The organism is Saccharibacillus sacchari (genome assembly GCF_037722395.1).
Taxonomy (GTDB): Bacteria; Bacillota; Bacilli; order Paenibacillales; family Paenibacillaceae; genus Saccharibacillus; species Saccharibacillus sacchari_A.
On the sequence record NZ_JBBKAR010000042.1, the window covers coordinates 55,182 to 76,087 of the forward strand.

15 protein-coding genes are annotated in these 20,906 nt (G+C 51.6%); 6 read left to right on the forward strand and 9 right to left on the reverse strand.

Annotated features, from left to right (window positions below; all coding sequences use genetic code 11):
* Positions 1-189: 189 nt before the first annotated feature.
* Positions 190-393 (reverse strand): aspartyl-phosphate phosphatase Spo0E family protein, encoded by a 204-nt coding sequence (locus WKI47_RS15770; protein ID WP_340228118.1) that lies wholly within the window; start codon positions 391-393, stop codon positions 190-192.
* A 198-nt stretch (positions 394-591) separates the two neighbouring features.
* Between WKI47_RS15770 and WKI47_RS15775 the strand changes: the two genes are divergently transcribed.
* Complete coding sequence (locus tag WKI47_RS15775) at positions 592-1,023, forward strand: MarR family transcriptional regulator (RefSeq protein ID WP_340228119.1); 432 nt, start codon at positions 592-594, stop codon at positions 1,021-1,023.
* 526 nt (positions 1,024-1,549) lie between these two features.
* Here the strand turns inward: WKI47_RS15775 and WKI47_RS15780 are convergent.
* The 5 genes from WKI47_RS15780 to WKI47_RS15800 all read right to left on the reverse strand — a co-directional run bounded on the left by WKI47_RS15780 (position 1,550) and on the right by WKI47_RS15800 (position 7,954).
* Complete coding sequence (locus WKI47_RS15780) at positions 1,550-3,256, reverse strand: DEAD/DEAH box helicase (RefSeq protein WP_340228120.1); 1,707 nt, start codon at positions 3,254-3,256, stop codon at positions 1,550-1,552.
* Positions 3,257-3,367: 111 nt separating this feature from the next.
* Complete coding sequence (locus WKI47_RS15785) at positions 3,368-4,810, reverse strand: SulP family inorganic anion transporter (RefSeq protein WP_340228121.1); 1,443 nt, start codon at positions 4,808-4,810, stop codon at positions 3,368-3,370.
* Positions 4,811-5,033: 223 nt separating this feature from the next.
* Positions 5,034-6,707 carry an AarF/ABC1/UbiB kinase family protein gene (locus tag WKI47_RS15790; RefSeq protein ID WP_340228122.1) on the reverse strand — a complete coding sequence of 558 codons (1,674 nt, stop codon included), beginning with the start codon at positions 6,705-6,707 and terminating at the stop codon, positions 5,034-5,036.
* A gap of 1 nt (position 6,708) precedes the next feature.
* Positions 6,709-7,095 carry a phasin family protein gene (locus tag WKI47_RS15795; protein WP_340228123.1) on the reverse strand — a complete coding sequence of 129 codons (387 nt, stop codon included), beginning with the start codon at positions 7,093-7,095 and terminating at the stop codon, positions 6,709-6,711.
* Positions 7,088-7,954, reverse strand: a complete 867-nt coding sequence (locus WKI47_RS15800; RefSeq protein WP_340228124.1) for a uroporphyrinogen-III synthase — start codon at positions 7,952-7,954, stop codon at positions 7,088-7,090. Before WKI47_RS15800 ends, WKI47_RS15795 begins: the two co-directional genes overlap by 8 nt.
* 733 nt (positions 7,955-8,687) lie before the next feature.
* Between WKI47_RS15800 and WKI47_RS15805 the strand changes: the two genes are divergently transcribed.
* The 5 genes from WKI47_RS15805 to WKI47_RS15825 all read left to right on the forward strand — a co-directional run bounded on the left by WKI47_RS15805 (position 8,688) and on the right by WKI47_RS15825 (position 16,852).
* Positions 8,688-10,061 (forward strand): DNA-binding protein, encoded by a 1,374-nt coding sequence (locus WKI47_RS15805; RefSeq protein ID WP_340228125.1) that lies wholly within the window; start codon positions 8,688-8,690, stop codon positions 10,059-10,061.
* A gap of 246 nt (positions 10,062-10,307) precedes the next feature.
* Positions 10,308-11,636, forward strand: a complete 1,329-nt coding sequence (locus WKI47_RS15810; protein ID WP_340228126.1) for a hypothetical protein — start codon at positions 10,308-10,310, stop codon at positions 11,634-11,636.
* A 355-nt stretch (positions 11,637-11,991) separates the two neighbouring features.
* Complete coding sequence (locus WKI47_RS15815; protein ID WP_340228127.1) at positions 11,992-13,326, forward strand: hypothetical protein; 1,335 nt, start codon at positions 11,992-11,994, stop codon at positions 13,324-13,326.
* Positions 13,327-13,336: 10 nt separating this feature from the next.
* On the forward strand, positions 13,337-14,686 hold the full coding sequence (locus WKI47_RS15820; protein ID WP_340228128.1) for a helix-turn-helix transcriptional regulator: 1,350 nt from the start codon (positions 13,337-13,339) through the stop codon (positions 14,684-14,686).
* Positions 14,687-14,839: 153 nt separating this feature from the next.
* Positions 14,840-16,852, forward strand: coding sequence for a CAP domain-containing protein (locus tag WKI47_RS15825; protein WP_340228129.1), 2,013 nt, complete (start codon positions 14,840-14,842; stop codon positions 16,850-16,852).
* Between the two features lie 174 nt (positions 16,853-17,026).
* Here the strand turns inward: WKI47_RS15825 and WKI47_RS15830 are convergent, their stop codons facing one another.
* From WKI47_RS15830 to WKI47_RS15840, 3 genes are all read right to left on the reverse strand, one after another.
* The gene (locus WKI47_RS15830; protein WP_340228130.1) at positions 17,027-18,478 is read right to left on the reverse strand and encodes a stalk domain-containing protein; all 1,452 of its coding nucleotides are present in this window, start codon (positions 18,476-18,478) and stop codon (positions 17,027-17,029) included.
* Between the two features lie 32 nt (positions 18,479-18,510).
* Positions 18,511-19,905, reverse strand: a complete 1,395-nt coding sequence (locus WKI47_RS15835; protein ID WP_340228131.1) for an MBOAT family protein — start codon at positions 19,903-19,905, stop codon at positions 18,511-18,513.
* A gap of 304 nt (positions 19,906-20,209) precedes the next feature.
* Positions 20,210-20,755, reverse strand: a complete 546-nt coding sequence (locus tag WKI47_RS15840) for a hypothetical protein (RefSeq protein ID WP_340228132.1) — start codon at positions 20,753-20,755, stop codon at positions 20,210-20,212.
* Between the last annotated feature and the right edge of the window lie 151 nt (positions 20,756-20,906).

The following is a 20,906-nucleotide window of genomic DNA, read 5'->3' on the forward strand; positions in this document are numbered from 1 at the left end:
TTCGCCTTTTAAAATTTTGTATAGAAAAAAACCGCTTTGATCAAAAGACGGATCGGTGGGGCCGGAATCCATGCTTTTTGACAAAACGGTTTTTTCACGAGATTTCATTGTACGGCTTCAGCATCATTTAATGGTTCAATCGAAAGCCGTCAGACTCCTGTCGACTTCTGGCAAGCCATGTTGTTGCAGCTATCTTGCTCCTACTTCCGAACGTCCCGATTTCTGACGCTGCGCGAGTACAATATAAGCATCCAACCGCTGGCTTAATTCGACAACGTCCCGGTCACAAAAACTCTTATGTTCCGTGATCTTCAGCAGCTCATGCCGCAAACGTTCGATCATGGTGTATAGCGGTTCTTCGTTGCGATAAGAATTGTAAGCCAATACGGTCACCTTCCCTCTCGTGCTTACTTTTTAATCATAGCCTTTGATAGCGAAAAACAATTTTTGCTAAATTCAGATAAAACCACACTTTTTTGTAGAACTCATTACAGGTAATACGCAATATTCGCTATACGGGATCTATTGACGCCTGATTCTTTTGTCTGGTATACCTGACGTATCGGATTTTAAAATCAAAGGAGGTTGCGTGTGCCGCCCGATTCCAACGAGTTGACGCATCTATTTATCCGGACGCTCCGCGCCCACCATAGTCGGATGCACGCTGTGCACCAAACCCTCGACATCCATCCCGGACAAGCTCCGGTGTTTTTTATTTTGTCCAACCATGAAGGATTAAATCAAAAAGAATTGGCGGAGCGCATGCATATCAAGCCGGCCACGCTGACTGTTATGCTGACCCGGCTTGAACAGGCAGGCTTCGTTGAACGTTTCTCCGATCCGAACGACCAGCGCGTTTGGCGAATTCGCCTGACGCCGGAAGGACATGAGATTTCGCGGCGCGTGCATGACGCGGTGGAGGAGATCGATAGCATGACCTTCGGAAATTTCTCGGAGAATGAGCGGGAGCAGTTTCGCGGGCTGATGACCAAGATGTATGGGAATTTGAAAAGCGAAGGATAAGGAACAAACGAAGAAGATGAACACGAATACCACGGCAAGCTAAAAAAGAGCTTCCGAACCGTGAACACGGGTCGGAAACTCTTTTTTTAAATGAAATCGGATACAGGTAATAAATTCGTTCACGCTTTGAGGTAACCAGCGTCCCGCCCTCTGCTGGATTCGCATCTAAAGCGTATACGATTTCGGCATCGCTGCGTTAATTTGTTTCGACGTCCCGCGACAGATCTTCCGGAAGTTGCTTTTCGGAAACGCAAATTCAACAAAATCCTTTTTCTAAGGCGTTTGCTTGCATGTCTTAGAAAGCGCCGAAGTGCCTATCGGTCGGGATCGATTTGCTTTGGAGAGAGAATTGTCAAAATAAGTGCTCGCGTACACTTATTTGAACGAGAAGAATCCCCGCTCCAAGCATGCAGGGATTCTTCTCATCGAGCTATATATTCAATACGGTCGACCCGCGAGGGACGAACCCCGTGAGGAACAAACCATATCTCGGGTTGCGTAGATCGCGAGCAATGCGAAGCCGGCCTTAGCGGCGGCGTCCGCGGCCGCTGCCTGAATCGGAGCCACGGCCGTTGCCGCCGCGGTTGTTATCGCTGCGGCCGCCGTTGCTGCGGGCGGAGCCTGTGCCGCCGCTTTTGCCGCTGCGTTCGGAACCGTTACCGCGCGACGATCCGCCGCGGCCGGATTCCGAGCGGCCGGACTCGCCGCGGTTGTAGCCGCCGCTGCGACCGGATTCGCCGTTGCGGCCTCCGCGACCGCTTCCGGCGCTGTTCGATCCGCTTTCGCTGCGCGCGCCGCCGCGCCCTGCGCTCTCGCCACGGGAACTTCCGCCCCGGCGGCTAGCGCCTGCGCCGTCACGTCCGGCACGGTCTTCGCCGCCGGCTACGCGGCGCGTTCCGCTACGCGAACCTTCGTCGCGTCCTTGATTGCGACCGCCTTCGCCGCGGCGACCACGTCCGCCTTCCTGACCGCTGCGGCCTCCGCCGGCGCCGCGTCTTCCGCCGCCTTTGACCGAACCTTCGCGGCTGTCGCGACCTTCACGGCTCTCGTTCGGACGACGAGTCGCATCGCTCACGCGAATGATGCCGCCGTTTTGGAACACGACGCGTTCCGGACGCTGCTTGGTCGCGTCTTCGATCAGATCCAGCGTGCTTTGCTCGCGCTGCGTCACGAACGTGTACGCCAGGCCTTTGTCGCCTGCGCGGCCCGTGCGGCCGATCCGGTGGATATAGCTGTCCGTATCTTGCGGAATATCGAAGTTGAAGACGTGCGAGACGCCTTCCACGTCCAGACCGCGTGCAGCCACGTCCGTCGCGATCAGGATTTGCAGACGGGCTTCGCGGAACGCGCGCATAACCTGCTCGCGCTTGTTTTGCGACAGATCGCCGTGCAATTCGGCAGAGTTGTAACCTTCCAATTGCAGCTCTTCGTTCAGCTTGGAAGCGCGGCGCTTGGTACGGCAGAATACGACCGCCAAATAAGGGTTATCGCGGTTGATCAGGAACTTCAGCGCGTCGTATTTATTGCGATCCGTGCATTCCAGCGCGATCTGGCGAATATTGCGTGCCGGAATCTTTTCCGCCGGCGTGATGCTGATCTGCTCGGCGTCTTTGGTATACGCACCGGCCAGATGACGTACGTTGTCCGGCAAAGTTGCCGAGAACAACATCGTTTGGCGGGACGGCGGCGTCGCTTCGATGATCGTCTGCACTTCTTTCAGGAAGCCCATATGCAGCATTTGGTCGGCTTCGTCGAGTACCAGCGTTTTGACGCGGCTCAGATTAAGCGTCTCGCGGCGAATATGGTCGAGCAGACGTCCCGGCGTACCGATGACCAGATCGCAGCCGCTTTTCAGCTTGTGCAATTGGGCTTCTACGTCCTGACCGCCGTATACAGACAAGATCCGCATTTCCGGGCCGGCCATTTTGCGGGCTTCGACCGTGATTTGCAAAGCCAGCTCCCGTGTCGGCGCGACGACCAACGCGGGCGGCAAGCCTTTGCCTTCCGAGCGTCCGCCGTCATGCCATTCGCGTCCGGCGGCGATTTTTTCCAGGATCGGCAGGATAAAAGCCAACGTTTTCCCTGTTCCTGTTTGTGCTTGCACCATGAGGTCGCGCCCTTGCAACGCAAGAGGCAGCGAAGATGCTTGTACGGGTGTCGGTACGGTAATACCCTGTGCTTGCAAACGGTCCAGCACCTCGGGAGCAATCCCCAAATCTTTAAATGTCTTCATTCTATTCATTCCTCCGTATGGGGACGTCTTCCGCGATGCTGGCATTCGCTCGCGCGAATTCCAAAAGAAGGGGTATCCGTCATCCTCTTAACGGATACCCCTTTTCCGAAATCAATGGCCCGAAGGCGCGGAAAGTCCCGATTTTTCGATCATAATGCGGCTGTCTTCGTTCAAGCCGCGAATCTCTGCCTGCTTGCCTTGCTTGTAATACTCCAACTTGACTCTGGCGATCGCCGAAGCGGCCGAGTGGTCCCACACATGCGAATGCGAGAGGTCAATCACTACTTTATTCGGATCATCCGTCGGAGTAAAGTGATCCACGAAATGCGCAGCGGTTCCGAAGAACATCTGTCCGCGCACTTCATAGACTTTTACCCCATTGCTTGTCTCTGAAGTCACCTTAAGCTTCGCAATCTTCCAACCGAAATGCAAGGTGCACAGTACAACGCCCACGCCTACGCCGATCGACAGATTATCCGTGACCACGACGATTCCGACAACAATAAGCATGACGACCGTGTCCGCGAGCGGAATCTTTTTCATCCGGTACAGCGAACTCCAGTCGAATGTTCCGATCGAGACCATAATCATAACCCCGACCAGCGCCGCCAAAGGAATCTGACTGACGATATTGCCAAGCAGCACCAACAAAATCAACAAGAACGCTCCTGCCGTAAACGTAGACAGCCGTCCGCGTCCGCCCGACTTGATGTTAATTACCGACTGTCCGATCATCGCGCAGCCCGCCATACCGCCGAAAAAGCCGTTGACGATGTTGGCAATGCCTTGACCGCGCGCTTCGACGTTTTTGTTACTTTTACTTTCCGTCATATCGTCCACGATCGTAGCGGTCAACAGCGACTCCAGCAAGCCGACCAGCGCAAGCGAGATCGAGACCGGCAGAATCGTTGCGAACATGCTCCAGGTCAAGTCGATCTGCGGAATATGGAACAGCGGCGGCATCGTGCCAAGCTCCCCCATTTCTCCGACCGTCTTGATATCGAGCTTCAACCAGACCGCCACCAACGACATGACCACAATCGCAACCAGCGGCGCCGGAACGGCTTTTGTGAATCGCGGTAAAATGTAGATGATCGCAAGCGTCCCCGCCACGATAATATACATGGCCGGTCCCGCTCCCACGAACTGCGGAAGCTGCGCCATAAAGATGATAATCGCCAGCGCATTGACAAACCCGGTCATGACCGGCTTGGGGATAAACGTGATAAAGCGACCGATACCGAACACCCCGAGCAACACTTGAATGACGCCTGCCAGTACCCCTGCCGCAAGCAAATACTCCATGCCATGGTCGCGATACAAACTGCCCATCAGCACAGCCATCGCACCCGTTGCCGCCGAGATCATGCCTGCACGTCCCCCGACAAACGCAATGACGATCGCGATCACAATTGAGGCATGCAGACCCACGATAGGATCGACGCCCGCCACAATCGAAAAGCCGATCGCTTCCGGAATGAGCGCGAGCGCCACCGTGATACCGGACAGGATGTCGCCGCGCACATTTCCGAACCACTGCTGTCTTAGCTCCATAACCATCCTCTATTCCTGTATGATGTTGTGGAGTTTTCCCCTCTCAGAAAAACCCGGGTCCGTTGTAGTCAAGACCCTCATTATACAGAATTCGAGGTAGTGCGGCTACCGGTATAAAACGGCATAAAACGAAGCCAGGCAGCGATTTTCGACGTCTTTCGCCACCCGGCTTGCTTTATTGTGTATTTTTCGAAAATTTTCAGGAAACAGTGTCGGACAGACTTCAAAACCGGCCGGACCTGAAAATGGAGTACAGCAGCAGCACCACCATCAGCACCGCGACGACCAAGCCCGTTTCGATGATCGGATAGTTCCAGATCATGGTCTCTTTTTGCGCCAACGAAGCTCCGACCACAAGCCCGGCCATCACGATGCTGAACGCAAGGAGCACGATACTGAACGCCAGGCGGTTGACCAGACGATCCACGCCGCGCGACGCTTTTCGCAGCTCCGGCACTTCGACTTCCACCCGCACACGCCCGCCGCTGATAAAAGAAGTCAGATGACGCAGACGGTCCGGCAAATTCGCCAATGAATCCGCCAGTCCCAGCGCGCCGCTGACCGTTTTGCGAAGAAGTCGGTCCGGTCCCAACTTTTCCCGCGCCAGCTTGCGTCCGAACGGTTCGGCCAGCGTCACGATACTGAGTGTCGGATCAAGCCGCTCCACCATGCCTTCCGTCGTGACCAGCGCTTTGCCGAGCATAAGCAGATCCGGCGGAATGCCGATGCCGTGCTGCCGGGCCGTCGAGAAGAAGTCGTTGATGACCTGTCCCAAATTGACCTCGGAAAAAGCAACGTCGTAATACCGCTCCCGCAGCCGCTCCAGATCGCGCTTGAGCGCGCCGACGTCCGTTTCGTCCGGAATCATGCCCATGCGCTCGATCGACCGCACCATCGCGGGCGTGTCCTGGCGCATAAGCGCGATGACCAGCGACGATAAATACTCCCGCATATCCGGACTGAGCCGCCCGACCATGCCGAAATCCAGAAACGTGATCGAACCGTCTTTCATGATGAGCAGATTGCCCGGATGCGGGTCCGCGTGGAAAAATCCGCCGATAAAGATCTGGTTCAGCACGGCGTTCACGATGCGCGAAGCGATCTCTTTCACATCGTAGCCGCGCTGCTCCAGATAATGACGGTCGGTCGGCTTGACGCCTTCGACGAACGCCATCGTCAGCACGCGTTCGGACGTACAATCCCAGAACACGTCAGGGACGTGGATATGCGGGTCCTGATCGAATTGTTTGGCGATTCGCTCCATATTGCGCGCTTCGGCCGTGTAGTCCATCTCCGCTTCCATCGAACGCGAAAACTCGTCGACAAGCTGCGGAACCTGGTAGCGGGTCACCCACTCCCAGCGCTTTTCGCCCAACGCCACCAGGTCATGCAAGATTTCCAGATCGCGCGTGACCTGCTTTTTGACGCCGGGACGTTGGACTTTGACCGCTACGCGCCGACCGCTTTCGACCAAGCGCGCGCTGTGCACCTGTCCGATCGAAGCGGCCGCGATCGGTTGTTCGGAAAAGTCGCTCATCACGTCTTCGATCGAACCGCCCAGTTCCAGCTCCACGATGCGCCGAGCTTCTTCCGCTTCGAACGGCGGCACGTCGTCTTGCAGCTTGGACAGCTCTTTGATCACGCCGGGCGGCAGCAAATCCGCGCGCGTGCTCGCAAGCTGACCCAATTTGATAAACGTCGGCCCAAGCGCCTCCATAACCAGCCGGATGCGCTCGCCCAACGTTTTCGTTTCCGGCGTCTCGCTTCTGATCCAGCGGGCTGGCATGCGCAATACGCGCGTCAGCCCCATCTCCTCGACCATGTACCCGAAGCCGTGCCGGATCAAGGCGACCGCAATCTCCCGGTAGCGGCCGGCATGGCGGATATGGACCGCCATCCTACTCGGCCGTCGTTTCCCCGGTAGCGCCCGGACGGTAGGTGTTCGTTTCTGCGGCCGGGTCCGCCGTTACGGCAGGCTTGTCGCCTTCGAGTTCCGCCACGCGCTGCTCCAGCACCGCGATGCGTTGTTCCAGGCTTTCCACGTCGCTGCCCGCCGGAACGTCCAGCTCCTGAAGCACGCGGCGCACCTGTTCCTGAATCATGCTTTTGATCGTATTGCGTTCTTCTTCGCCGCGTTCGATCAGTTTATTGACGACCGCTTTGGACTCGGACGGCGCTATTTCGCCTTTTTTCACGAGATCGTCGACGACTTTCTCTACTTTTTCTTTGCTTGCTACGGTCAGGCCGATTCCCAGCGACAACGCCTTTTTAAACAGATCACTCATGAATGATTCCTCCGTTTTCAAATAGGATACTTTCGCTTGCTTCTCCGTCGGATAAAGCTGCATAATACTTGGCCAACTCCACCATCATACTGCCCATACGCTCTTCCTTCGGCGCGATCACGCGGTCGATTCCTTCTTCGCGGATAGACTGCGCAGTCACTTTACCGACCGCCACAGCGACTATTTCTTGCTCGAAAGCAGCCCGCAGCGCCTTCTCCAGTCCGCGCTCGGCCGCATGTCCGATCAGGAACCGCACTTGAGGGGCGCTGGTGAACGTGACCGCATCGACCCGGCCTTCCAAAATATCGTCCAGCAATTGGCGCAACTGTTCTTCGGGCGGCGAAATATGCTTGTAAGGCAGCACCGTCCGTACGGTCGCCCCGCGTTCTTCCAACCAGGAAACCAGATGCGGGGCCGGATCGCCGTGCAGCTGGACGACCGCGTTGTTGCCGGAGAAGTCGTAATCTTCCATCTGGCGCAGCAAGCCTTCCGTACTGCCGTCGTCGTCCCGCACCAGCGGAGTCAGTCCCCTTTTTTTCAACGCGTTCACTGTTTTATACCCGCGAGCCGCGATCTTTGAATGGGCGATAGACTGGAGAAAGTGTTCCTCCAGCTCCATCTCCTGCGCCGTGTTGATCAGAGCTTCCAAGCCCATACCGGTTGTTAAAATGGACCACTCCGGCTTCAGGCGTATCCATTCCGAGATCCCGCCGCCCAGTTCAGGTTCATCCAGAAACACGGTTCCCTGAGCCGGACGAATCAGCGCGATCCCTCCCATTTTTTGCACGATGGTGCTTAACTCTTCCGCTTTGCGCGGACCGGTAATCGCTATACGTTTTCCTTCCAGCCTTTTCGCCAAGCCATTCGCCCCTTCCCACTACCTTTTCAACCCGTAATCATCAGAAGATATAGAAGGCATTCTTGTGCGCGGCTGTGCCGCTTTCCACCTATTTTCGCTTCCCGGACACAAAAATGCAACCGACAGTCCGGCCAAAGCGTCCACGTTGCATCCGCAATCATGATCCAATACGCCTGATCCGCGAAAAGTAGCTAAGATTCGGCCTGCGATTTGTACGTTATGGAAAAAATGTGCGCGAAACGTCAACATTTTTCGTTAACATTTCGTCTGATCCTAAGAAAGCTGACTTTTTGTGCACATTTTGCTTCAATCGCCGCCTAAATAGCGTTTTCTGACCGGAATTGTTGACGAAAAGTCAGCATTCAGCAAAATTTTGCTTTTTTCGACTTAGAAAGCGAGCAAAACGTCAACATTCGTATGCTTATTCCGTGGTGAGTTCTTCAGTGCGTTTTAAGCTTCATTACTTATATTTGCAATATCCCAAAATTACTATCATATCCTTTGCTTCTCGTCCGATATATAATTTAACGCACAATTTAACCGTGTACATGAAAATTAACAAGAAGCTTGGGAGACTTGGATGATACCGTTTTATTTTTGTATTTTTTCCCATGCGCAAAGCAATTGACCTGTATTCATTCATTCCTGTATATTGTAAATTACTAGTATTATAAGAATTATATGAGATACCTAAATTTGGATGTAATTTAGCTACGTGAGCGAGGTGCAGATTATGGAAACCACAATGACTCTGCGTTCGGAAATCGAAAAAGGCATCGCGGAGCTGGGCATGAACTTTTCCAGTTTCGGCGAACTATCCGGCATCAATCGGGGCATCTTCAGCGCGATTCTGAACGGAAGCCCTCCGAAGCCGATTTCTTTGAACCAGATGGAAGCGATCACCCGAGCATTCGGCTACCCGGAAGGCTGGATGTTTGACCTTTATATTGAAGAGTGCTTCTACGACGGCAAGCCCAACCGCCGCCGCGTCGAGCCCTTCCTGATCCGCTGCGCCGAACTGAACCGAACAGACTGCATCCGCGAAGTGCTATCCCGCCTGCTCGAAGACCTCAAGCACGTCTCGATGATCTTCGATATCGCGGAGAATTTGTTCACGTCGGGAAAGGTCAAGGAGTCTTTGGTGTTTTATGAGTGCGTGGTGGAGAATGAGAAGTATAACCATGCCGAACGCCTGGCGATCAGCCATTATCGAATTTTTCGCGCTTCGCTTGGGGAGGATAATGAGCAGAATTTGCGAGTGACGATGCGTTTTGAACCGTTCTGCGGGAAACTGCCGGATCATCATCGGTTGGATGGATTATTGCATCTGTCTCATACTTATTATGCTCTTGGTAGATGGACGGAAACTGAAATTTACGGTAATCAGCTTCATGAATTTTCTCAAACCGTTTATCAACTAGAAAAACAAAAGATTCGTTCTAAATCAAAATATATTCCTTTAGAAACAGAGCGTCCTTTAGTTGTTTATTACGGACAAGGATTTCTGATGAAAGAAACCATTTCTATGGAACGTTATGAGAATTTTGATGAAGCAAAGAAATATAATCACGGATATGAAGATCTTAGCTGGTTCGAAGGTTTGGACGAGAAAGGGTTTAATGAAGTAGCTAAGTTTAAAATGTATGCGCAAGCGAATTCAATGAATATCGAGATTTTAAAAGGAAACATCGAAGTTATTCCATCTTTTATCGAATTTTTAGATCTTAATCCGAATGAGAGACTTCCAAGTTTGCTCACGTTACTACAGTCTGCAAACAAACATAATTTGTATATAGATAATGTTTTAGATCATTTTCATGATTTTTTAAATTCTTATGAGCAAATTCAAACCCAATATAATAAACGTAGTAAGACTAACCGATACGCTAAAATTTGCTACGAATTAGCAGTGTATTATTTAGATAGAAAAGATTACCATGCCGCTTTAAATAACACTTTACGAAGCTTAGAAATGGCTATTATAATAAATAATAAGCACATGTTTATGAAGTGTGTTCCTTTTTTTGAAGAGTTTAGATCTTACGCATCTGACCAACAAAAAAAGACGTATGAAAACTTAATAAGGAGTGTGTACCAAAGTGCGTAAATTTCTTTTTAGTTTTGTAATAGTACTGGCTTTAAGTTCTACAGCCGTCGTTTCAGCAGAACAATCTAATCAAAATGTACCTACGCAATCGGTTATAAAAGATACTAATATTACCCCTCCGATTCTTCTACAAAGAATGTCTAATGGCGTAGGTGACTCTTAATTTTATCAAATTACGAATTCTAGTTTAAACCAGCTCAATGAGCTGGTTTTTTTATTATATAACTTCAATTACAGGAGATGGCTATGGAACAAAAAAACCTTCTGCGTACACTTTTGTCTCAAGAAATCCTAAGAACGCACTCTTCCATTGCACAGTTCGCAAATAAATCGGGTCTTTCTCGAAGCACGTTTAGCCTAATGTTCAGAGAAGAAGATCCCAAACCGATTTCTTTCGATCATTTGGTTAAGATCACATTAACGCTAGGCTACTCTGAAGATCATTTTTTTGAACTTTATATCCAGGAGTATTTCACCAAAGCAAACTTCAACCGAAGTCGAATCCAAAAAATTTTACACCGTTGCGGAGAACTTGGATTGAACGATCATTTGAGACATGCAATAGATCAGCTTGAAGACAATGCCTACTATGTGCCTGTCGTATTCGATGTAGCCGAAGAACTAACCAAAAACGGCAACGATAAAGCTGCTTTTCTATTGTATGAATGGATCATATCTTTAAAGACAGTAATCTCTACAAAGTTGCTTGCAACCTGTCATTATCGAATATTCCGCTCTTCCATGTCATTGGATAGCGATCTTAATCTTCAAATTTTGTATCGCTTATGGCCATTTTGTCCTTATTTACCTACACATCTATACTTGGATGCTTCAATTCACGCCTTGAATATTCTTTATAACCAACGAAAGTTCGAAGAATTAGATATACTCTCTAAAAATTTTATTCTTTTTTGCGTTCAATTGTTTGGTACCGCAACCTCACCAAAATTGAAAACCATAAAGCTTTACAAAACCCTTTGCGAACGCCACCCTGTAGTTTATTACGGACAAGCCTATTTAGCCAAACAGTGTGCACTTGAAGGGGTTGAAAAGTACAAAGAAGCTCAAACTTACTGCAAAAAATATGGAGAACTTCAATGGTTTGACGACGGCAGCGAAGTAGCAAAAAAAGAACTGTCAAAATTCTTTATCTTTTCGCAAGCCAACTTCTGGAATTTTGAACTTTTGCAAGGGAATATGAATGTTTTACCGGAATACATAGTTTTCTTGGAAAACCATCCCGAAGAACTGATTCCTGGACTGATTACTATTGTCGTATCGGCCAATACGTTCAACTTTTCGATTGATTACTTCATGGAAAGATTTGAACACAAGCTAGAAGCATTATTGGAAAATCCAGACGGTTACTATACAGAAATTGCGAAAAGAAATAACTTGTCTTTTTTGCTCTATCACCTGGCGATCTATCATTCCAATGCAGGTCGACCTGAGAAGTCATTAAATGCTGCGGTTAAATGTTGGAACATGTCTCAGACAGTCAATAACCAACAACATTTTAGGCTTTTAGCCTCCTTGACCGCATTTTATAATATGTATGATGACTCTACAATTTAATCTCAATGTTATCTCTTTCGACTCCGGAGCCTCTTTGCTCCCTTTTTTTATGCCCGAATTTGAGTCTAGAATATTAATTATTTCCCATTTATATCCTTAATTTTACATTTAAATCACTCTATATTCAAAAATGTTATACTTATATTCCTCGGTTTTATTGAACTGCTCATTTTCAAATAAAAGCATCGTTTGTTTTCCAGCTATTAAAGATAGCTGACAAACGTTTCGCTATCGAGGATTATAATGAATCAATTGCGGGATCGATACCGGTTCTGATCAACTACAATTTCCCACTAAACTTATCTGCCGCCCTACCGGGTGGGCTTTTTCATATTTTCGACCGAGGTGTCTTTACATGCAGATTTCCAGTCCACTCCGCTCGGCCATCAAACAGAATATGCGGAAACGGGGATACAATTTCTCCGCGTTATCGGAAAAATCGGGGATTCGCCGCGGATCGCTCAGCCTGATTTTTGTTGGGGGAAGTTCCAGGCAAAATCCGATATCGTTCCCGCATCTAAAAAAAATCACACAGGCGCTTGCTTTGCCGGAAGACGCCTTTTTTGAGTTGTATATCGACGAGTGTTTTTTGGGCGGGCGACCGAATCGAAGCCGGATCGAACCGTTCTTGGAACGCTGCATCGAACTCGGGCATCCTTCCTGCATCGAAAAGGTGCTGCACCGACTCGGCGGCGAGCCGCGCTACCTGCCTTTTCTTTTCGAAATCGCCGAGCGTAAAAATAAAGAAGAAACCAATTCGCTAACTGTACGTTTATATGAATACCTACTGATTCATAACGGTGATCGCCACTCAGTAGAAACTGCTATTTGTCGTTACCGTCTTTTTTTATTGCGCTTAAATCAAGACGAAGAAAACAATTCTCGCGTGCTCAACGCTTTCTCGCCTTACCGCGATAATTTGCCTGAGGAGTTCAAGCTGGAAGCGTTGACGGTGATGGGCGGTCTTTGCTTCAATCGGATGGATGCCGAGGAGCTGGACACTTTTGCCAACGAACTGATTGCGCTTTGCGTGCGGTTGTTCGGCACGGAAGACCAAGCGCCCTGCAAGCCTTTCAACCCTGAACGGAAGCTCACTCGACCGGCGGTGGTCTACTACAGTCAGGGATACGTCATGAAGCAGATCGCTCTTTGCGAAAAAGGGGATTTTCACGAAGCGGAAGCTTATTCGCAACGTTACGAAGATCTGTCCTGGCTTGCGGGAGAAGACGAAGATATGCGGCAAACGGTCGCCGATCTGAAGCTTTTCGCCCATGCCAACCGGATCGGATGCCGTTTGTTGAACGGAGAAATCCATGTGCTGCCTGAATATATCGAACTGCTCGGTCTTCACCCTCATGAACGCGTGCCGGGCTTGATCATCCTGCTCAAAGCGGCCAATTTGCATCGGATTTCGATCGACGAATATCTGCCGCGCTTTCCGATCGATCTCCACCGTTTGCTGGATATGCAAAGCAACACGTATACCAAGCAGATCGGACGCAATCGCTTCGCGCGCCTGCTGTACCAATTATCGATCTATCATTTTAACCGTGGACGAATCGAAGAGTCGCTTCAAGCGGCACTCCAAAGTTGGGAATTATCACATCAATTGAACAATCACCGGATGTTTCGGCTGCTCTCTTCGCTTACGCTGATGTACAGCGAGCAAGCCGATCCGCCCGACCTTTGAGAGGTGCACCATGGAAAAATCATTCAAACTCCGCGCCGCCATCGAAAAAGAAATGGCGGCGCAAGGACATAACTTTTCGACGTTAAGCGAAAAATCGGGCATGAACCGCGGCGTATTCAGCGCAATCTTGAACAGCACGCCGCCCAAGCCGATCTCGTTTCATCAACTGGCCACGATCACGGAAGCTTTGAACATGCCTCCAGGTTGGCTGTTTGATGACTATGTAGGCGAATGCTTTTATGACGACAAGCCGAACCGGCGGCGGATCGAGCCTTTTCTGCTTGCCTGCTCGGAACTGGGCATGACCGACTTGGTGCGACATGTGCTGAAAAGGTTGCTGGAAGATCTGAAATATGTGCCTTTCGTGTTCGAGACGGCCGAGACGCTGTTTATGCAGGAAAAATTCACGCAAGCCGTTCCTTTTTACGAAATCGTGGTCGAACACGAGAAGCATCAGCATTCCGTGCGCTTATCCGTCAGCCAATATCGCTTATTCCGCGCCCGCTTGACGGAAGACGGGGAAGAAAATCTGAAAGCGGCTGTCCAATTCGAGCCGTTCCGCGCGTTTTTGCCTATTGGGCTCAAACTGGACGGACTGCTTCGCCTCGGCAATCTTTTTTACGAGCTGGGCAAATACGCCGAGATGGAAAATCTGGCGGACGAGCTTTTCGCAGCGGCTTCGAAACGTTACGAGGAGATGCGCGACCCCGCATACGAGGAATCTCCGGACGAGCTTCGGCCGATCCCGGCAAAGTCGCTGGTGTTTTATTACGGCAGCGCTTTGCTTCACAAGCAACTGGCTTTGATCGAGCAGGAACGCTATGAAGAAGCTTATGCTTACAGCGAACGGTATGCGGATTTGAGCGACTTCGAAGTTATGGACGACGACGGTCGCGAAGAAGTTGCGAACTTTGCTATTTTCGCGCTGGGCAACCGTCTGGATTTGGAGCTTATGCTCGGCAACTTCGACGCACTGCCCCGGTATGCGGCTTACATGAAGCAGTATCCCAACGAAACGTTGCTATGCCTGGTCAATCTGGTTCGGGCCGCCAATCGCCACGGCGCGGACGTCGACGGTCTGCTGTCCGAACATTATCAGCCGCTCGATCGGTATACGGAGCAGCGGCCGGACAACTATTATCCGGCTTCCGTGATCCGCAGCACTTTTGCCAGCCTGCATTATCATTTGGCCGTCTACCACCATCATCGCGGGCGGCGCGAGCAATCTTCGGCCCATGTGCGCGAATGTTGGAAGCTTTCGCAAGAGCTGAATAACCAGCAGCATTTCCGCCAATTGGCTTCGCTACTGTCCCTGCCGCCGATCGTGGCGCAAAACGAAGAAGCGCATCCGAGCGAGTAACGGCATTGCGGCTGTTAAAAAGAGGATGTAAAAATCGAACGAAACGCTTCGCCGAATCTCCAAAATACGTTACACTGATAGCAAGACAGCAACCGATCGACCCGGAAGATGGTTTCTTCCGGGTCTTCGCGCGCGGAAACGAGGAAACGTACCATGCTTATGTTGATGAAAAACGGCCGCCTCGGCCGAAGCTTCATGTGTTTATCCCTGCTGCTGCTCCTGTGTGGCGGATCGGCAGCGTTCGCTCCGAGCACGCAAGCCGCCGGATCGTTCACGGCCGACCAGCTTGCTGCGCTGGACAAGCTGAACCAGGTTCGCGCCGCCGCCGGCGTGCCACCCGTCACGCTCAGCGCGCAGCTTTCCGAAGCCGCTTCGAATCATGCGAAATACTATAATTTACAGCCGGGAAAGGCCGAAAGTGCCCATGACGAACGCGAAGGCAACCCCGGCTTCACCGGTACCGGGCCTTCGCAACGAATGAAGGCCACGGGTTGGAAACCGATTATTCCAGCCGAAATTTTGGACGGTTTCGCCGCAGGCGAGGTCATGCATTTTTTCCAAAAAAGTAGCTCCGACGCTATCGACGGTTGGCTTGACACCGCTTATCACCGAACGAATCTGCTTCAGTCCACGTTTACCGAAGTGGGCATAGGGCTGGAGGAAGGCACGGCCGTTGTCGATCTCGGCGGTTCCGGCCATCCGAGGATACCGGACGATCAGCTTGTGCTTTATCCGTACAACGGGATGTCCGACGCGGGGGTCGGTTTTTACGGGAACGAAGTACCCAATCCGCTTGCATGGTTCAACGTTTCGTTCTCCGGCTACATCATATCCGTGCAAAGCAACCAATCCTTTATAGACTACGAGTTCAAGCTCACCGATCCTTCGGGAAAATCGCTGGACACTTACGTGGACGAAAAGTCGCGAGAGCTTTATTTCATACCCAAAAAGCTGCTGCATCCCAACACGGTTTATCGGGCGGAACTCCGGTACAAGCTGGGAGATGGCACGGCCCAAAAAACGCACGGTTGGTCGTTCAGCACCGGAAACGGCCTTCCCGTCCACAGGCTGTCTACGTTTCCGCAGGTCACGGTAAATGAAGGAGAGTCGATCGCGTCCGAGTTTACCGCGACGTTCAAAAAATATTCGGACGCTTACGAAGACGTGACCGCGTACACGACTGTAAGTCCGGCTTCCGCAGCAGGCTACCGGTTCCAAAACGGCCGAATCTATGGGCTGAAAGCCGGTACGTACAACGCTGAAGCCACATATGGCGGCGTGAAAGCGAAAATCCAGATCACGGTGCTGCCAAAGCTTAAAACGGTCAAAACCGCCGTTTCTTCGACAGACGCGACAGCCTGGGCGCGTTCGTCCGGTGCTCCTGCGCGCAAAGCGGACAGCCCGGTGACCGAAGCCGAATTTTTGACGCTGCTGCTTCAAGCGTACCGAACCGATCTCGCGGGTTACGCGCCGAAAAAAAGCGTGCATTGGGCGGACGGTGCTTACGTCGTGGCGACGGCGCGCAATCTGCCGGTATCCGGCGGCAAATCGACCGCTTTGCGCGATAAGCCGATCACCCGCGGACGCGCCGCGGAGCTGATCGCGGGTGCTTCCGGCGTGTCATACGCCGGCGAAGACGCCAATCGGTACGTGTCCGGGCTGGACTATATGCGCGGCGCGATCAACTCGTACGCGGACGGCTTCGGTTCGAGCCAAACGATGTCGTTCGCAGAAGCGTCCGTGATGCTGCGCGAGCTTCCGGCGAAAAACGGCGGACTGTCCGCCCGTCCGGGCAAAGCTTCGCCTGTGTTGATGCTGCCGGATTGGCCCGAAATCAACGAATACTTCGTCGTTCCCGACAAACTGGACAAAAGCTATATGATCGCGCGTTATAGCGACAACGGCGTATTGAAGCTGACCGGGCATTTCCCCGATCTGCCTGATCGGACATTCAGAGTCAAAATCGACGCTTTCCTGCCTCGCTGGAAAGAAGTCGCTGTATTGCCTGTTTCTCTAGACGCGAACGGCGATTTCGAATTGTCGCTGCCCGGCTTGGACGCGACCCAGTTGAACGTGTATCTGGATACGGAAGAAAATTATTATTACGTCGATGTGCATGAAGGCACGATGAATATTTCGGAATTCGGCGATTGGGCGGACGAATAACCGTTTCGGTAAGCATTGTCCGGGACAAGATTTACTTATGATAAGATTAATGAAAAAAGGCTATCCTACGCCGATCGAGAGCGTAGGATAGCCTTTTTCTTTTAACGTACAAGCATCGTGCAGGTTCGTTTTATTCCGTTGCCGCACAGGTATCGGATATCGTATAGGTTCGCCTTACTCCGCCGAACCCGTCTCGATACGGATTTCTTTGAGATACTGCTGCGGTTCGGTCACTTCGTACGATTCCGCGAACACGTCGGCAATCGGTTCGATCGTCACCATCATGCTGCCGCTGAGGTTCTGCATCGCGTAGCCGAGATCGACCGTTTTGGCGTTCGCGGTATCGTCTCCGGTCTGCACGGTCATCTCCGCGCTGCCTTTGGTCAGCGTCGCGGTAATGTCGCCTTTGCGCAGCTTGACGACGCTTGTGCCGTCAAAGCCGAATTCCACGCCGAGCGCGGCGGACAATTCTTTGATCGGAACCAGAATCTGCCCTTCGCGAACCTGGGCGGGCACGCTGAACTTCGCTTCTTCGCCGTTGACGTACACGAACAGGCTGAACGCTCCGCTGTCCATATCGACCGCCAGATGCGCGAGCTGGCTTTCCAGTTCTTCGTTGAACGTATCCACATTTTCCGCCGTCACCAGGTTTTTGCCTTCGGCGATCTCGCGGATAATCAGCTCGTTGATCGCTTGGCTATGGTGAGACAGATCTTTGTACTGACCCAGATCATAGGTAATCGAAGCGTCTTCCTGGAAGTCGTATACTTTGACGTTCGGATACTGGCTGAACTGCTCGAACATATACTTTTTCATCGCGTACTGGTTTTCGGCCCGTACCGGATTCGTTTCCGCCCACACCTGCTGGCGCAAGATCGTGTAAGGCGGGTAGTAGAAGGTGAATTCGACATCCGGGTTGTTTTGGATCAGACTCAGCACGTATTTGTTGAATACCGCTTTGACGTTATCGAGCGAGAACTCGTTTTTGCCGTAGCCGATTTCTTTGGTGCGCGCTTTTTCCCAAGTCTGAAGCACGGCCGCCTGGCTGTACTTGGCCGACTTGTCCCAGTTGCGCAGTGTGTCGAGATCCCGGAACGCTTTGGACTCGCTGGCGGGCGTCGTCAATGCGCTCCATGCGTTTTTGATATTGGAGATGTTGAACAGATACTCGTAATCGTTGAACGGATTGTTGTCGTACATATACATCGGCATATCTACCGGTTCGGCATCGACGTCCTGACGCATGGCGAAGTAATCGAAGCCCCAGATCACGCGTTTCACTTTGCCGGTGCTCAGCGCCAGTTTGCCGACCGTGCTTTGTTCCATCGCGGTCGAGCCTTCGATCGACAGCTTCATGACTTCGCCGCCGATCACGCTCTCCACGTACGAAGGCACGAAATTTTGCGTCATCGAGCTGCCGAGAATGATCGTGTCGTAATCGTAATTGCGCGCCAATCCGGCATTTTGATACCGCTCCTGCGAGGAAAACAGCGCCGGGTACAACGACGCTTTGCGGTACAGTTGAAGCGGATCGACGATATACATAAACAATCCGACCAGCAGCGCGAACACAAGCGTGCTGGCGGTGAATTTGACCAAAAACTTGCGATAACCTTTGTTATCCATAACCTTCCCCCATGACGAACCGAACCCTTATTTCAGAAATTGAAGTAGAGGAATTCGCTGATTTGGTTGAAATACAGAAGCGAAACGACGAAGATGGCACCGGCAAATACCGCACGGCCCAGAGTCGGCTTGAAGTTCTCCGTCATTTGGATCGAATTGCGGGCAAACAGTGCGATCGCAAGCGATACGACCACAATCGGCAGACCGGCTGTGAGCAGATCCGGCGGGATAATGATTCCGCTCATGCCGAACATGCCTTTGAGAATGCGAACGCCATCCGACCAATGCTGCGCGCGGAAAAATACCCAGGCGATATTGACGAAGTTGAACGTGATAAACCAGCCTACGTACTTGTTCATCTTGATGCCGGTCAACTGCCACAGACGCTGAATGACTTGCGCCGCGCCGTGCATCGCTCCCCAAATAATGAACGTCCAGCCCGCTCCGTGCCAGAATCCGCCGATCAGGAAGGTCAGGAACAGGTTGATATAAGTACGGGTTGTGCCTTTGCGGTTGCCGCCCAGCGGAATGTAGATATAATCTTTGAGGAAGCGGCTGAGCGTCATATGCCATCTGGCCCAGAAGTCTTTGATGCTGGTGCCTTTATACGGCGAATTGAAGTTGATCGGCAGCTTGATGTTGAATATCAGGCCCAGACCGATCGCCATGTCCGAGTATGCGCTAAAGTCGAAATACAGCTGGCCCGTATACGCGAGCGATGTCGTCCAGGCTTCCACGAAATGCAAAGACTGTCCGCTGTCGAATCCGGCTGTAGCAATCGGAGCCAAAAGATCCGCGATCACGACTTTTTTGAATAAACCGATACAGAAAATGAAAATACCCCGGGAAATATTGTCCGCGCGCACGCGCTTGCCGTCCGGATCGTCGAACTGCGGCATCATTTCTTTGTGATGCAGGATCGGTCCGGCAATCAAGTGCGGGAAGAACGTTACGAACAGCACGTAGTTCGCGATATTGTATTCTTTCACTTTGCCGCGATACGCGTCGACCAGATAAGCCAGCTGCGTGAACGTGAAGAAGCTGATGCCGAGCGGAAGCACGATATGTAACAACGATACGTCCTGGCCGAGCAGCCCGTTATAGTTTTCGATAAAGAAGTCGGCATATTTGTAGTAAGCCAGCAAGCCCACGTCGCCGACCACGCCGAGGATCAACAGCCAGCGTCCCTTATGGTTCACGCCGTCGGCGTTGATATGGCTAAGTCCGCGTCCAACCAGATAGTTGAATGCGATCGAACCCAGAATCAGCGGTAGATAGCGGGTATCCTCATACGCATAGAAAAACAGCGAGGCCAGCGCCATCCAGATTTTTGCCGTGTTATAGAACTTGAAACGATTCAGCAGAAAGTAGCCGATGAACACAACCGGCAGATACACGAAAATAAACTCGTACGAATTGAAAAGCACGTCTTCCCTTCCTCTCTTGGTCCCGCAGGTCCGCCTGAGGCGGGTACGCAGAGCTGCGATTGCGAGCAAAAAAATGAGCAGGGCATGTCGGACAAGCCCTAAAAGCTGCCATTTCGGCACAACGCCCATTATACCTACTGAGCGCCCCTCTAAGCAACGAAGTTGCGGGAAAATTAAACGATTCTTCAGGTTCTTAAGACTTTGCTGACATATGTGAGGTTGGATATCCATACGAAAAAGCATGACCGCTAAAAAAACGGCCATGCCCAGCTCCTCGCGAACAAGCGAAGTGATCTATAACATTCTATTTGAAAGATTCCGACGGAGCCGGAACCTCGGTTTCCGCAGAGGAAAGCTTGGCGGCCTGCACCGCACGTTTAGGCAAGCGCGAGCCGATCAGCCGATCTAACGACCGATTCAGAAGCATCCCGTTGCTGACGATGAACAACAACGTACCCACAACCCGAACGCTGGTCAGGAAAAACAAGCAACCGATCAGGGAAAGCGCCAGCGGAATCAAAGACCGAAGCGCTGCGGCATCCCGCTTGCGAATCGCAGGCACAAGCAGGTATACCAACACATACAAGCTGCCTGCAATGAATAGAACCGTACCCGGATAAATATCCCGAACGTAGAAGAAGCAGGAGCCTACCAAGTAAAGCAGCAGCGGCAATATTTCATGCCCCTTTTCCAGTTGAGAACGCTGCGGCGCAGACGATAAAGCCCTCACCAGAGCAACGCCGTTTCCGGCTAGAAACAGTGCGCTGCCAAACTCCATGTAACCCGCCAAAAAAAGCAGGCTGCCCAGCAAATAAACAGCGTTCATGGCCATGTCATACCAGAGGTTCATAGGCTTGGTGCTCCGGTGTTTGCGGCGTTTGTCAGACGGCGGAGAGGCATCGGGTAGGCGTAGGGTTACGCTGCCTGCTCTAAAAGGTGTTAATGTCGGTAAGTGATTCGGCTCGGTCGCCATCTGTCGTATCCCCAATTCATCATAATGC

What these genes read in the sequence shown, in the direction of transcription:
- WKI47_RS15780 (WP_340228120.1), bottom strand. Translation starts at nt 3,256, where the DNA reads ATGAAGACATTTAAAGATTTGGGGATTGCTCCCGAGGTGCTGGACCGT.
- WKI47_RS15785 (WP_340228121.1), bottom strand. Translation starts at nt 4,810, where the DNA reads ATGGAGCTAAGACAGCAGTGGTTCGGAAATGTGCGCGGCGACATCCTG.
- WKI47_RS15790 (WP_340228122.1), bottom strand. Translation starts at nt 6,707, where the DNA reads ATGGCGGTCCATATCCGCCATGCCGGCCGCTACCGGGAGATTGCGGTC.
- WKI47_RS15795 (WP_340228123.1), bottom strand. Translation starts at nt 7,095, where the DNA reads ATGAGTGATCTGTTTAAAAAGGCGTTGTCGCTGGGAATCGGCCTGACC.
- WKI47_RS15805 (WP_340228125.1), top strand. Translation starts at nt 8,688, where the DNA reads ATGGAAACCACAATGACTCTGCGTTCGGAAATCGAAAAAGGCATCGCG.
- WKI47_RS15810 (WP_340228126.1), top strand. Translation starts at nt 10,308, where the DNA reads ATGGAACAAAAAAACCTTCTGCGTACACTTTTGTCTCAAGAAATCCTA.
- WKI47_RS15815 (WP_340228127.1), top strand. Translation starts at nt 11,992, where the DNA reads ATGCAGATTTCCAGTCCACTCCGCTCGGCCATCAAACAGAATATGCGG.
- WKI47_RS15820 (WP_340228128.1), top strand. Translation starts at nt 13,337, where the DNA reads ATGGAAAAATCATTCAAACTCCGCGCCGCCATCGAAAAAGAAATGGCG.
- WKI47_RS15825 (WP_340228129.1), top strand. Translation starts at nt 14,840, where the DNA reads ATGCTTATGTTGATGAAAAACGGCCGCCTCGGCCGAAGCTTCATGTGT.
- WKI47_RS15830 (WP_340228130.1), bottom strand. Translation starts at nt 18,478, where the DNA reads ATGGATAACAAAGGTTATCGCAAGTTTTTGGTCAAATTCACCGCCAGC.
- WKI47_RS15840 (WP_340228132.1), bottom strand. Translation starts at nt 20,755, where the DNA reads ATGAACCTCTGGTATGACATGGCCATGAACGCTGTTTATTTGCTGGGC.